This is a genomic window from Streptomyces sp. NPDC004539, from assembly GCF_040610055.1.
In the GTDB taxonomy this organism is placed as follows: domain Bacteria; phylum Actinomycetota; class Actinomycetes; order Streptomycetales; family Streptomycetaceae; genus Streptomyces.
The window spans coordinates 124779-138247 of sequence record NZ_JBEXLS010000008.1; the positions used below are offsets into that span (position 1 = coordinate 124779).

Annotated in this window: 12 protein-coding genes; 5 read left to right on the top strand and 7 right to left on the bottom strand. The window is 69.2% G+C overall.

What is annotated here, in order from left to right; translation table 11 throughout:
* Positions 1-35: 35 nt before the first annotated feature.
* The 6 genes from ABZX85_RS18655 to ABZX85_RS18680 all read right to left on the bottom strand — a co-directional run bounded on the left by ABZX85_RS18655 (position 36) and on the right by ABZX85_RS18680 (position 6812).
* A complete protein-coding gene (locus ABZX85_RS18655) occupies positions 36-1079 on the bottom strand; it encodes a M48 family metalloprotease (protein WP_355869261.1) in 1044 nt (347 codons plus the stop codon).
* Between the two features lie 47 nt (positions 1080-1126).
* Complete coding sequence (locus ABZX85_RS18660; protein ID WP_355869264.1) at positions 1127-1669, bottom strand: Pycsar system effector family protein; 543 nt, start codon at positions 1667-1669, stop codon at positions 1127-1129.
* A complete protein-coding gene (locus ABZX85_RS18665; RefSeq protein WP_355869267.1) occupies positions 1666-2970 on the bottom strand; it encodes a hypothetical protein in 1305 nt (434 codons plus the stop codon). The genes ABZX85_RS18660 and ABZX85_RS18665 overlap by 4 nt, the downstream gene beginning before the upstream one ends.
* Before the next feature lie 39 nt (positions 2971-3009).
* The gene (locus ABZX85_RS18670) at positions 3010-5196 is read right to left on the bottom strand and encodes a hypothetical protein (RefSeq protein WP_355869270.1); all 2187 of its coding nucleotides are present in this window, start codon (positions 5194-5196) and stop codon (positions 3010-3012) included.
* Positions 5193-5951 carry a hypothetical protein gene (locus tag ABZX85_RS18675; protein ID WP_355869273.1) on the bottom strand — a complete coding sequence of 253 codons (759 nt, stop codon included), beginning with the start codon at positions 5949-5951 and terminating at the stop codon, positions 5193-5195. The genes ABZX85_RS18670 and ABZX85_RS18675 overlap by 4 nt, the downstream gene beginning before the upstream one ends.
* A gap of 126 nt (positions 5952-6077) precedes the next feature.
* A complete protein-coding gene (locus ABZX85_RS18680) occupies positions 6078-6812 on the bottom strand; it encodes a Crp/Fnr family transcriptional regulator (RefSeq protein ID WP_355869959.1) in 735 nt (244 codons plus the stop codon).
* A gap of 368 nt (positions 6813-7180) precedes the next feature.
* Between ABZX85_RS18680 and ABZX85_RS18685 the strand changes: the two genes are divergently transcribed.
* Positions 7181-7648 carry a DUF1707 and DUF4190 domain-containing protein gene (locus ABZX85_RS18685; protein WP_355869962.1) on the top strand — a complete coding sequence of 156 codons (468 nt, stop codon included), beginning with the start codon at positions 7181-7183 and terminating at the stop codon, positions 7646-7648.
* Positions 7649-7799: 151 nt separating this feature from the next.
* Here the strand turns inward: ABZX85_RS18685 and ABZX85_RS18690 are convergent, their stop codons facing one another.
* Complete coding sequence (locus tag ABZX85_RS18690) at positions 7800-9050, bottom strand: glycosyltransferase family 39 protein (protein WP_355869276.1); 1251 nt, start codon at positions 9048-9050, stop codon at positions 7800-7802.
* Between the two features lie 101 nt (positions 9051-9151).
* Here ABZX85_RS18690 and ABZX85_RS18695 point away from each other — a divergent pair, with 101 nt between their 5' ends.
* The 4 genes from ABZX85_RS18695 to fusA all read left to right on the top strand — a co-directional run bounded on the left by ABZX85_RS18695 (position 9152) and on the right by fusA (position 13406).
* A complete protein-coding gene (locus ABZX85_RS18695; protein WP_355869279.1) occupies positions 9152-10138 on the top strand; it encodes a glycosyltransferase family 2 protein in 987 nt (328 codons plus the stop codon).
* A gap of 257 nt (positions 10139-10395) precedes the next feature.
* On the top strand, positions 10396-10767 hold the full coding sequence (gene rpsL / locus ABZX85_RS18700) for a 30S ribosomal protein S12 (RefSeq protein WP_003948652.1): 372 nt from the start codon (positions 10396-10398) through the stop codon (positions 10765-10767).
* 2 nt (positions 10768-10769) lie between these two features.
* Entirely contained in the window at positions 10770-11240 is a 471-nt protein-coding gene (gene rpsG, locus ABZX85_RS18705) for a 30S ribosomal protein S7 (RefSeq protein WP_355869282.1), read from the top strand.
* A gap of 39 nt (positions 11241-11279) precedes the next feature.
* Positions 11280-13406, top strand: coding sequence for an elongation factor G (gene fusA / locus ABZX85_RS18710; protein WP_355869285.1), 2127 nt, complete (start codon positions 11280-11282; stop codon positions 13404-13406).
* The last annotated feature ends 63 nt before the right edge of the window (positions 13407-13469 follow it).

Sequence of the window (13469 nt, forward strand, 5' to 3'; positions counted from 1 at the left end):
CGGGGGTGGCCGCCCTTCGGCGTGTGCGGGGTCGGTCAGCGCGGCGGTCGCAGGTAGGGCCGCAGATGGTGCAGCCGGGTGTGGTAGTCCGGGTGGGACGAGAGCAGCCTGCTGAGCATGCCGCCCTCCAGCCGTACACTCCCGTTCGCCGCGGCGAGCGCCGCCCGCTCCTGCTCCTCGTGCAGTTTCTCCAGGACGGCGGCCAGCATCGGGGCGAAGCCCAGTCCGGCGGCGTGTCTGTCGGCCTGGAGTTCGGAACGCCGGCTGACAGCCGCGAGCGCGTACGGCACGGCCAGTACGAGCAGAGGCAGTCCGTACAGACTGCGGATCGTCGCCAGGGCGATGCTGCCGACGACCAGCAGGGTGATGAGGAAACCGACGCCGCCGAAGGCGCGCGACGCCTTGAACACGAGGCCGGAGACCGCTTTCAGGGCACGCCAGGCGAGCCGTCCCGGCAGCGCGTACCAGTAGCCGAGCAGTCCGGACCAGGCGTGGCCGCCGACATGGTGGCCCAGTTCGTGCGCCAGGACGGCCGCGAGTTCGCCGTTGGGCAGTTCGTCCATGGCGAAGCGGGTGACGCCGACTATGTGACCGGCCGCGGCGACCGCGTTCAGGCTGTCGCTGTCCTCCACCCACAACTCGTAGGCGCGGCCCTCCACACCCGCGCGGGCCGTGACCTCGTGCCAGACCGGTTCGAGTCTGGCGAGCTCCTGCGGAGTGGGACGGCGCAGGTGGAGCAGATAGCGGGCGAGGGCGCTTTCGGTGGGCCGGTGGAACACGAGCGCGCCGCCGGCGAGCCAGGCCAGCACCAGGACGATGGCGGCATCGCCGAAGAGCATCGAGACGAGGAGGACGACGAACAGGCTGGCCAGGAAGTTCGGCAGATGAAGCAGCAGACTGCCGATGGCGGTGGCATCGGTGCGGCGCTGCTTTCTGCGGATGTGAACGCGACCGTGATCGGTGCCGATGTGGTGGGGGTGGACGGAGGGCGAGGGCGGCGGGGGCGGGGGTGTCTGTGCGTACTGGGGGGCCTGTGGGTACTGCGGTGGCTGTGGGTACTCCGGTGGTTGCTGGGGCATGAGGGTGTTCCTGTCGGTTGCTTCGGGCGGGGACGGTGTGCGGTGGGTCAGCCGATCAGCAGCGACGCGGGCAACAGGACCGTGCCGAGGCAGAAAGAGGTCAGGCCGATGCGAATCCACTGGTGCTTGCGGGCCGCGATGCGGCTCGACTCGGCGAGGGCCGCGGTCAGGGCGGCGACCGGGTCGCGCTCCGTATCGGCCAGCGCGGGCTCCAGCCGGTCGTGACGGACGGCCTGCCGTATGTCGCCGAAGTACGTCAGGGGCAGACCCGGCGCCCACGACCTGGTGCGGTAGCGCGGGAGTACGGCGAGCAGCAGGGCGAAGAGAGAGCCGACGAGGAACCCGGTCCCCGACCACCACAGCGTGGTACCCGGGGCGGACAGCGCGGCCGGGGTCCAGTTCCGTCCGGCGAGCAGCCCGGTGCACAGGCCGGCCGTCACACCGAGCGCGGCTACCAGCACGGCGGCCTTGTTGTCGGCGCGCGCGATCTCGGTGTGGAGATCGGCCAGGAGGCGTTCACACAGGCGTATGCGCTCGCGGGAGCCGGTGTGGGCGGGAGGACGGAACGGCGCCGGGTCGGTGGCTGTCATGTGCCGTCTGCCTGCCGGGAGCCGTCCGGGTCCGACCGCGTTGCGCGGTCCGCCGGACCGCTGGTTCCGGTCGGCGTCTGTGCGGGCAGCGTGGGGATGTCGCCGTAACCGGGCGGGGGCTGCCAGGACGGAGCCTGTGGTGGCACGGGCGGCGGGGCGGGAACGCTGGAGTCCGGAACCCGCTGTTTCTCCGGAGGCGGAGCCTGCTCACCCGGCATGCCCTGGAGTCCGGGCGGTGGGATCAGAGGAGGTGACTGGGGGACGCCCGGAAGCCGTTGGTTCAGGATGTCGCTCACCGTGCGCAGCGCGAGCTTCTTCGGGCCCTCCAGTTCGTAGCTCTCTGGCGTACCGTCGTTCAGCAGCTGCTTCACGAGATCCATCTGGGCCTGGATCATGCGGAGTTGGTCCTCGCGCATGCTGGACATGACCAGGTGGGAGTCCTCGGGGTGCTGGGCGAGGTGCAGCGCCCATGCCTGGACGCCGCCCTGGGACAGGTGCCACTGATAGAAGTTGATCTTCTCGGTCTCGAAACGCTGGAGTTCCAGCATGTGCTGCCCCTGCTGCATCGCCAGTTCGTGCTGCTGGGCGCCGTGGGCCAGGCTCCGTTCGAGCTGGAGCCGGTCCTGCTGCCGGTTCCGGCGGTCCGTCTCGACGTCGACCCGCATTCCGAGCTCCGCCGCGTGGATCTGCTCCGAGGAGGAGTGGTCGATGGCCTGGAGACGACGCTGGTGGTCGAGGTTCTCCTGGTCGCGGCGGAGCCGCAGCATCCAGTCGACCCGCAGGCCCGCGGCCGAGCCGAGCGGACCGAGCGCGGTGACCGTCCGCAGCAGTTCACGTTCGGCTTCGGCGCTGTCGGCGATCGTGAACCGCCGGGTCACCGACCGGACCGCGTGGTGCAGTTCGCCCAGGACCAGGCTCGGTACGTCCCGGTGCCCGCAGGCCACGAACCGGGCCGGGTCGAGGACCTGCCAGGACAGATCGACGGCCGCCGTGAACTCGAACGCGTCGTTGTCGCTGGGCAACGGCAGTTCGGCCGTGAACGGGTGCACGCCCATGTCCACCTCGTACACGGCCGTGTACCGCTTTGCCGCGATCTCACCGCGGGTGGGGCGCCGGGGCGGCAGAAAAGGTTCGTAGCCGCCCTTCGGCGTGGTGAAGACCAGGGCGTGGTCGATGCGGACCAAGAACTTGAGACCGAGTTCGAACCGGCCCAGCTGGCGCACGGTGAGCACAGGATCGACGAGTCGGGTGTGCCGGTCCGCCGACTGCTGCCACTCGGGCGGGCGTGGGAAAGCGGGCATCGTGGATGTCTCCTCGGTACAGGTCGCAGAGGCAGCGGGTCAGTGCGGTGGAAGGACGGCCAGCAGGCGGGCTGCCACCTTGGGCGGCGGGCTGCCGTCCCTGCCGGGCATGGTCCGCAGCAGGTGGCTCAGCCGCTGGTGCTCGGAGCGAGTGGTGATGAGCCGGGGCAGCAGAGCGGCGAGCGCCCACTCGGTGGCTGCGGACCGGTCGGCGATCAGCACCCAGCGCCGCAGGGCGGCCAGCGAGTCGTCGGTGGTCAGCTGATCGGCGAGCGCGGCCCGCCACAGCGCGGGGACGCCGTCGGCCACGTCGGCGTCGGCCGCGGAACGGGCGTACCAGGTGAGGACCAGCGGATCGCCGTACCGCTCGTCGGCCTCCGTATGCCCGCAGGCGCTCAGGAAGCCGCGGAGCGTCAGCTCGCGCACCGGCCGGTCGTCGTTCACGTGGGCACGCAACTCGGCGAGAGCACGATGACCGGTGGGCGAGAGCAGCAGCAGGTCCACGGCGTCGGCGAGTTCGCGGAGCATCGCGCTGTCGATGTCGTCGGGATCGCCCTCGTACAGCCGGTGTACGGCTCCCCGCAGCGCGGCGAGCGCTTGCTCGGGGCGTTCCGGTCCGAGCAGTCCGTACGCCCGTACAGCCACCCAACGCAGCCGGGGATCATCGTTGTCGCACCAGCCGTCGAGGATGCGCGGGACGTGGGGGGTGCCGATGAGGTGGGCGAGCGTGAGCGCGCTCACGGCGACCAGCCGGTGCCGGGACAGGCGGGAGGTTCCCCACGGCTCGATGATCAGCGCCATCGCCGAGGGCAGGTCGGTCAGCGCGAGGACCGCGACGGTGGACGCGGCTCGGGTACGGACCAGAGGGCGGCCGTCGTCGGACAGCCGGCGCAACCACTCGATCAGCGCGGGACGGGCGGAGGGATGGCCCGTCCACGCCTCGCGCAGCAGTACGTAGGAGAACCGCTCGTCGACGAACCTGGCCTTCTGCTGAGGCACCGGCCCCCACTCGGTGTGCTCGTCCTCCTCGAACCTCTCCGCCCTGGCGAGCTGGAGACGCTTGCCGATGTGGGTGCCGAAGACCGGGACCTCGGGGGTGAGGGAGTGGTTCCAGGTCTCCTGGAGGAAGCGGTAGAGCAGATCGCTGACCTCAGCGGTGAGTGCGTACGGTCCGCCGTCGAAGGCGGCCAGGGCGACCAGGAACGCCTTGTCCCTCAAGTGGATCGATGCCTCGTCCTCCTCGAACCACTCCTGGACCTGGCTCTCCAGCGAAACGAGCGAGAACTGCGCGATCGCCTCCGCGCCGACCTCTTGTGCCGAGTACCGGGCGAGTTGCTGAGCGAAGGCCGCGACCTCACGCAACTGATGGTTGCGGCCCAGGAATTCGGTGACCTCCGCGAGCCCGAGGAGTTCCGCCGAGGCTGCGGCGTCGGTGCGGGACGCCAGATGTGAGGCGAGGACCTCGGCGGCGGCGGGCGGGCTCCAGGTCTCTACGAACGGCACACTCTCCAGTACGGCGGTGAGGTCGACGGTGATGATCAGATAGCCGTGTTCCCCGAGCCGGTCGCGGGCGGCGAGCAGGTGAGGTTCGCGCAGCGGGCGGTCGCGGCGGGTGGACACGTCGCACATGACGTACCCGCGTGAGGGGTTCGCCTCGCCGTCCGGGACGCCGACCTGGTCAGCCAGGGAACTCGGCTCGACCGTGCGGTCCAGAGCACGGACGCTCGTGAGACCGAGTCGGTGCAACAGCATCAGGGCGGCCGTGCGCCGACCGGTGAAGCGGGCGCCGGACAGGACGAGGACGTGGTCACGGCGCAGCCGGGCGAGCAGGCCGGTCACGACGGTCTCGTCGGCGACGAAGTCCTCGCTGAGCCGCTCCAGGACGGTCACCGGGATCTCACCGGACGCGGAGCCGCGAGACGAGAAGCCCGGCATGGAGAACTGGTAGACCGTCTTGGTCCCGATGATCACATCGCCGTCCACCTGGTTGCCGGTGATGTTGTTCTGGTCGCGGCTGACCGTGCCGCCACCGAAGCGGGCCTGAGCACCGATCCGCATGCTGCGCGGACTGTGATCGACCAGGTCACGCCTGGCCGACCAGGCGTCCTGCGGCTGGTCGCGTTCCTCGGACTCCTCGTCCGCCTCTTCTCTGGCCACCTCGTCCGCCGGAGCGGAGTCGCCTTGGGGCTGGACGGCCGCGGGGGACTGCTGGTCGGTCGTGCTCACGACCCCTCACCCCGCCTGCCCGCCGAGCCGCCGATGGTGAAGTCGCCCCCGATGTGGTTGCCGGTGATGTTGTTCTGGTCGCCGTTGACCGTGCCGCCACCGATGACGGGGGCGTTCCCGAACACAGAGGGTGCCCCTTTCTCCTCCCGTGCGTTCCCACCGTGGCGCCGCTCCGCCGCTCCGGTCGGCACGGGGCCGTGCAGCCATGCCGTCAGCGGTCCGTTCTTGCTGTCCACGGTCACTTCGTGGAACTGCTCCTTGGGAATGCTCACGTGGTCGTGCCGGACGACCCCCGCGTACACGGAGTCCGAGACGCACAGCGCGAAATCGCCGGTGCGCTCTCGCAGGGCGTCCCGCAGCACATCGGCGTCGAGGAGCCGACAGGCGTGGTTCAGGTCGGAGCCGACCCAGCCGTCGTGCTTGTCCACGGCGACCCAGCCGGTGGAGACGACGCCCCGCAGCCGGATCTGGGCGGAACGCGACGCCATCCGGTTCACCGAGCGCAACTGGTCCGGCACGCTGGTGAGCAGGGTGCGGAGCAGTGCTGTGACCGGGGCACTCGCATCGATGAGTTCCATGACGGAGTCTCCGCGGTCGGCACGCAGCCGCAGTGTCTCGTCGATGCCGGCGCTTTCGAGCGCACGGTCGGCGATGTCGTAGAGCATGCGTCGCAGGTACGCCTGTTCCACGTCGTCCCGGGCGCTGTACTTCTCGATGTCCAGCAGCAGGATGGTGCGGCTCACGGGGTCGGTCATGGTCGCCTCTCCGAAGGGGGCCGGTGCGAGGCAACAGCGTGGCGTCCCCGTGAGGCGAGCAGTGAGGGCGTATGACTCACTCGTTCTGTGACCGTGTGCACAGAACGACGGCTGGGGAGGGAGAGGTCATTCCTCCTGCGGGCCCTGAGGCAGGGGAACGCCGGGCAGGTGCGCCGCCGCGATCCTCCGCAGTACGTCCGGCCGCCTGATCAGCAGCGTCCGACGGCCCGTGAGCACCGCTTCCTTGTCGCGCAGTTCCCGCAACAGACGCTGCACCATCTCCCGGGACGCACCGACCGACCCCGCCAACTCCTGTTTGCTCAGCGGTACGGCGAGTTCGATGCCGCCCTCCGCGCGGCGGCCGTGCGTGCGGGCCAGGTCCAGCAGGAGGACGGCGAATCGCTGGCGCACGCTCATCGAGGCGAACTCCAGCCGGCGGCGGTCGGCCGCGCGCGTGCGGTCCGCGGTCAGGCCGAGGAGGGCGAAGGACACGGCCGGGAAACGGCCGAGGAAGTCCTTGAAGCGTTCGTGTTCCACGGCAACCGCCGTGACGGGTTCCAGCGCGGTCACCGTCGCCGAGCGGGGCCGCCCGGTGAGGGCCGCCGACTCGCCGACGATGTCGCCCGGCCCGCGCAGTGCGAGCAGGGCCTCGTACCCGTTGGCGGCCGAGGCGGTGACCTTGGTCCAGCCGCGCACCAGGAAGAGGACGTGGGCGGAAGGCTCGTGCTGGTGGATGAGGATCATGCGAGCCGTGAAGTCCAGCCGACGGCCGAGAGTCAGCAGGGCCGAGCGGTCCTTGGTCTCCAGCCGGGCCAGGAAAGGCACCCGGTCGTCCAGCCCTCCGTCGTCCGTTGAGTGCATCGCTGTGCTCGTCACGCCTACCCCCGACTTCCTCGCAACGACCGGTCAACGTACTGAAAACGCGAGAACGCCGGACTGGGAAGAGCGCGAATCGGCCAACTGGGGCGGATATGTGCGGGGGAGCGGGCGGGGTGGCGTTGTTGGCTCTGGGGTGCTGACCGTTTCGCGTGTTTCCTTCCCGTCCGGTGTCTTCTTGGTGCGGCGTGGTGGAACTGTGGGCCCGTGTCGGGCGTTGGGGGATGATAGGGGTAAGAAGAGAAGTGGTGCCGTCCGGGGGAGGTCCCGTGTCGTATCCGACGCCGTGGCAGCCGTGGCAGCCGGCGCAGGGGCCGGGTGGGCAGCAGCCTGCTGTGCAGCAGGGGGCGGGGATGCTGGCGTCCACCGCCGATCGGGAGCGGGCCGTGGATGTGTTGCGGGCCGGGTTCAGTGAGGGGCGGTTGCAGGCGGACGAGCTGGAGAAGCGGGTGGCCCGGGCGTATCAGGCGCGGACCGTGGGGGAGCTGACGCTGATCGTCGCGGATCTGCCGCAGGGGCCCGCGCCTGTGCAGCAGTTCGGGCCGCCGCCGCAGGGGTATGTGCCGCGGACGTTCCGGCCCATGCCGGCGCCGCCGACCAATGGGAAGGCCGTGGGGGCGTTGGTGTGCGGGGTCCTCACGACCATGACGATGGGGTTGACCGGGATTCCCGCGGTGATCCTCGGGCACACGGCTCGGACGGAGATCCAGCGGACCGGGGAGGGCGGGGAGGGGTTCGCCATGGCCGGGATCATCCTCGGGTGGCTGTCCATCGCCGGGTGGGCCGCGTTCATGTTGCTGATGGTGTTGCTGGCGGCGTAGGGGGTGGGCCGGGGAGGGGGCTGGGGTGCGTCGGCCGGTGCGGGTGCGTTGTGGCTTGTCGCGCAGTTCCCCGCGCCCCTAAAGGACGTGGTGCTGTTCGTCGTCCAGGTGCGGGTGTCCGCGGTTCCCCCTCCCTCCCCCTACTCCCCCCTTACGGAATCCCCAACTCGAACATCAAGTAGTGCGCATACCACCCCGAAGCCACCGCGAACGGTACGAACAGGGCTGCCAGGGTTGGCCACTTGAGGCGGGACAGGGCCAGGGCGGGGGCGAGGAGGAGGGGGAAGACGGGGAGGAGGTAGCGGGGGGTGTTGGCGAACATTTGTTGGGTGCCCAGGACCGTGATGATCGAGGCGAGGGTGTAGGCGATCAGGACCAGCGGGGGGCGGGTTCGCAGGAGTAGGGCGATCAGGAGGGGGAGCGTGAGGACCAGGAGGACCGCGATCAGGTCCGGCACCGGGAACGCGAAGAGGTAGTCCGCCTTGCCGACCGCCGTGTTGCGCAGGACGTCCAGGGTGTAGGCCCCGAAGTCGAAGTAGTGGGCCCAGCCTTCACGCTGGAGGGTGAAGTACGCGGTCAGGTCACCCATGCTGAGCCCGACCCAGGTGATGTACGTGAGAAGGCCCATCGGCGCCGCCACGATCGCGTACACCGGCCCGGCGATCCCGTGCTCGCGCCGCGACTCCCGCCGCGCCAGCGTCACCAGCGCCGCCAGCCCCACCGCGCCGATCAGCGCCGCGGACGTGGGCCGGTTCAGGCCCGCGAGGAACGCCAGCAGCCCCGCCGCCACCCACTGCCGCTTCATCACGCACCAGCAGGTCCAGGCGGCGATGGCGACGAAGAGGGACTCGGAGTAGACGGCCCACTCGACACCGGCGCCCGGCACGATCGCCCACAGGCCCGCGGCGATCGTGCCCGCGCGCGGCCCCGCGAGGAGCGAGACGACCGCGTAGATGCCGGCCGCCGCGACGAAGGAGCTGACCACCGAGACGAGGATCGCGGAACCGTACAGACCGAGACCGGTCAGTTCCGAGACACCTCTGATCAGGCCGGGATAGAGGGGGAAGTAGGCGACCGAGTCCTGCTGGACGGTGAAGACGCTGCCCGGCGCGAGATGCTGGAGCGGCTTCGGGTCGTACCCCTTCTCGGCGACCTGGAGGTACCACCAGCCGTCCCAGGTCGCGAGGACGTCCCACCAGTGCGCGCCGCCGCCGAAGCGGGGGTCCTTCTTCTGGTAGTCGCCGGCCCACTCCAGGAGGTACGCGAAGACCCCGAGCCCGACGAGCTTGCAGGCGCCGTACAGCGCGAGAGCGGGGAGGTACGGTCGTACCCCGTCGGGCACCGCGAAGCGGCGCGGTGGCCTCGGCGCCGTCACCACGGGATCGGTCGCGGTGGTACTCATTCGGCGGGTTCCCCCTCGGCAGCGGAGCCAGGCACGACACGGAGCCGGGCATAAGATCGCATCAGAGTCGCACATCCGCTCCACAGGTTCGGGAGGGGCGCGTGGACAACCAGGACGATGGCATACCGGGGGAGTCGGTTGCGCTGTCGGTCGTCATTCCCATGTTCGATGAGGAGGAGGCGCTGCCCGCTCTGGTGAGCCGGCTGCGCCCCGTCCTCGACGGGCTGGGGGAGTCGTACGAGGTCGTGGCCGTGGACGACGGCAGCACGGACCGTACGGGCGTCCTCCTGGACGCCTTCCGGCTGGGCTGGCCGCAGCTGAGGATCATCGGCCTGCGCCGCAACTCCGGGCACCAGGCCGCGCTCACCGCCGGCCTCGACCGGGCCGCCGGAGAATTCGTCGCGAGCATCGACGCCGACCTCCAGGACCCGCCCGAGAAGCTCCCCGAGATGCTGGAGCTGGCCCGCGAGCAGGGCCTGGACATCGTGTACGGCATCCGCGCGGACCGCGCCAGCGACACCGGCTTCAAGCGGTGGACGGCGTCGCTCTACTACCGCCTCGTACGGCGTCTGGCGGGCCCCTCCGTGCCCGCGCAGGCAGGTGACTTCCGTCTCCTCAGCCGGGCCGCCGTGGAGGCCCTGAAGGCGCTCCCGGACCAGCAGCGGGTGTACCGGCTCCTGGTGCCCTGGCTGGGCTTCCCGAGCGGCGAGGTGACGTACGAGCGGGCGCCCAGGGCGGCGGGGAGCAGCAAGTACCCGCTGGGCCGGATGATCCGGCTGGCCGTGGACAGCGTGACCGGGTTCTCGGCGGCCCCGCTGCGGATCGCGACCTGGCTCGGGGGGTGCGCGTTCGTCGTCTGCCTGGGGCTCATCGGGTACACGCTCTGGGCGCACGCCTACGAGGAGACCGTGCCGGGGTGGACGTCGCTGTTCATCGGGGTGCTGTTCGTCGGGGCCGTCCAGCTCGTCTGCGTAGGACTGCTCGGCGAATACGTGGGCAGGATCTACACGGCCGTGCAGAACCGGCCCACCTATTTCGTCGCGCGCGACAGCGGGCGGGTAACACGGGTCACCGATCAGCGGCACTGAACAAGACCCGGCGTGTCGTGCCGTGACCCTTTTATTTTGACCGAGGCCCGGCCTCTGGGTACTCTCGGGACTTGTGCCTGGGGTGTGCCCTGGCTCCTGTGCGTGTCCTCAACCGCACCTGAGCCAAGTACGGCCACCGCGATCCGAGCCTCTTTCCGCCTCACGGCGGGGGTCTGCCGGGTCCGACACACCCGACCGCGTGGGTCGGCGATGTTCCAGGTTAGCTACACCATCGGCACACAGAAACCGGAGAAGTAGTGCCTACGATCCAGCAGCTGGTCCGGAAGGGCCGGCAGGACAAGGTCGAGAAGAACAAGACGCCCGCACTGGAGGGTTCCCCCCAGCGCCGTGGCGTCTGCACGCGTGTGTTCACGACCACCCCGAAGAAGCCGAACTCGGCCCTGCGTAAGGTCGCGCGTGTGCGTCTGACCAGCGGGATCGAGGTCACCGCTTACATTCCGGGTGAGGGACACAACTTGCAGGAGCACTCCATCGTGCTCGTGCGTGGTGGCCGTGTGAAGGACCTGCCCGGTGTTCGCTACAAGATCATCCGCGGCTCGCTTGACACCCAGGGTGTCAAGAACCGCAAGCAGGCCCGCAGCCGCTACGGCGCCAAGAAGGAGAAGTAAGAATGCCTCGTAAGGGCCCCGCCCCGAAGCGCCCGGTCATCATCGACCCGGTCTACGCCTCTCCTCTGGTGACCTCCCTCATCAACAAGGTGCTGCTGAACGGCAAGCGCTCCACCGCCGAGCGCATCGTCTACGGCGCCATGGAGGGTCTGCGTGAGAAGACGGGCAACGACCCGGTCATCACGCTGAAGCGCGCGCTGGAGAACATCAAGCCGACGCTCGAAGTCAAGTCCCGCCGTGTCGGTGGTGCGACGTACCAGGTCCCGATCGAGGTCAAGCCCGGTCGCGCCAACACGCTCGCGCTGCGCTGGCTCGTCGGTTACTCCCGCGCCCGCCGCGAGAAGACCATGACCGAGCGCCTGCTCAACGAGCTTCTCGACGCTTCGAACGGCCTCGGTGCGGCCGTCAAGAAGCGCGAGGACACCCACAAGATGGCCGAGTCCAACAAGGCCTTCGCGCACTACCGCTGGTAGTCGCAGACCCCATCGAGACCGAGAGAAGACCGAAGCCTCATGGCTACCACTTCACTTGACCTGGCCAAGGTCCGCAACATCGGGATCATGGCCCACATCGACGCGGGCAAGACGACCACCACCGAGCGGATTCTCTTCTACACCGGCGTCAGCTACAAGATCGGTGAGGTCCACGACGGCGCCGCCACGATGGACTGGATGGAGCAGGAGCAGGAGCGTGGCATCACGATCACCTCTGCTGCCACCACCTGTCACTGGCCGCTTGAGGACGACGACTACACGATCAACATCATCGACACCCCCGGGCACGTCGACTTCACGGTCGAGGTGGAGCGTTCGCTCCGCGTGCTCGACGGCGCTGTCACGGTGTTCGACGGTGTCGCCGGTGTGGAGCCGCAGTCCGAGACCGTGTGGCGTCAGGCCGACCGCTACGGCGTGCCGCGCATCTGCTTCGTGAACAAGCTGGACCGTACCGGCGCCGAGTTCCACCGCTGCGTGGACATGATCTCGGACCGCCTGGGCGCCGTCCCGCTCGTCATGCAGCTCCCGATCGGCGCCGAGATGGACTTCCAGGGCGTTGTGGACCTCGTCCGCATGAAGGCGCTCGTGTGGTCGGCCGAGGCCGCCAAGGGCGAGATGTACGACGTCGTCGACATCCCCGCCTCGCACACCGAGGCCGCGGACGAGTACCGCAACAAGCTGATCGAGGCCGTCGCCGACTACGACGACGAGATCATGGAGCTCTTCCTGGAGGGCGAGGAGCCCTCCGAGGAGCAGCTCTACGCCGCGATCCGCAAGATCACCATCGCCTCCGGCAAGTCCGACGGCGTGACGGTCACCCCCGTGTTCTGCGGCACCGCGTTCAAGAACAAGGGCGTCCAGCCCCTGCTCGACGCGGTCGTGCGCTACCTGCCGACCCCGCTCGACGTCGAGGCCATCGAGGGCCACGCCGTCAACAACGCGGACGAGGTCGTCAAGCGCAAGCCGTCCGACGCCGAGCCGCTGTCCGCGCTGGCGTTCAAGATCATGAGCGACCCGCACCTCGGCAAGCTCACCTTCGTCCGGGTCTACTCGGGCCGCCTGGAGTCCGGCACCGCCGTGCTGAACTCCGTCAAGGGCAAGAAGGAGCGCATCGGCAAGATCTACCGCATGCACGCGAACAAGCGTGAGGAGATCGAGGCGGTCGGCGCCGGCGACATCGTCGCCGTGATGGGCCTGAAGCAGACCACCACCGGTGAGACGCTGTGCGACGACAAGCAGCCGGTGATCCTGGAGTCCATGGACTTCCCGGCGCCGGTCATCCAGGTCGCCATCGAGCCCAAGTCCAAGGGCGACCAGGAGAAGCTGGGCATCGCGATCCAGCGTCTCGCGGAGGAGGACCCCTCCTTCCAGGTCCACTCGGACGAGGAGACCGGCCAGACCATCATCGGCGGTATGGGCGAGCTGCACCTCGAGGTGCTGGTCGACCGCATGCGCCGTGAGTTCAAGGTCGAGGCCAACGTCGGCAAGCCGCAGGTCGCCTACCGTGAGACGATCCGCAAGGTCGTCGAGCGCGTGGACTACACCCACAAGAAGCAGACCGGTGGTACCGGTCAGTTCGCCAAGGTGCAGATCGCGATCGAGCCCATCGAGGGCGGCGACACGTCGTACGAGTTCGTGAACAAGGTCACCGGTGGCCGTATCCCGAAGGAGTACATCCCTTCGGTGGACGCCGGTGCTCAGGAGGCCATGCAGTTCGGCATCCTCGCGGGCTACGAGATGACGGGTGTCCGCGTCATCCTGCTCGACGGTGGCTACCACGAGGTCGACTCCTCCGAACTGGCGTTCAAGATCGCCGGTTCCCAGGCGTTCAAGGAGGCCGCCCGCAAGGCCGGTCCCGTCCTCCTGGAGCCGATGATGTCGGTGGAGGTGACCACTCCTGAGGACTACATGGGTGAGGTCATCGGCGACATCAACTCCCGCCGTGGCCAGATCCAGGCCATGGAGGAGCGGGCCGGTGCCCGCGTCGTGAGGGGTCTCGTGCCTCTCTCGGAGATGTTCGGTTACGTCGGCGACCTGCGCAGCAAGACGTCCGGCCGGGCCAGCTACTCCATGCAGTTCGACTCCTACGCCGAGGTTCCGCGGAACGTCGCCGAGGAGATCATCGCGAAGGCCAAGGGCGAGTAACGCACCGCGTTCGCACGCCGTAGGCTTGACCCCGGTGACTCACGGGTCTTTCCTCCGCATTCG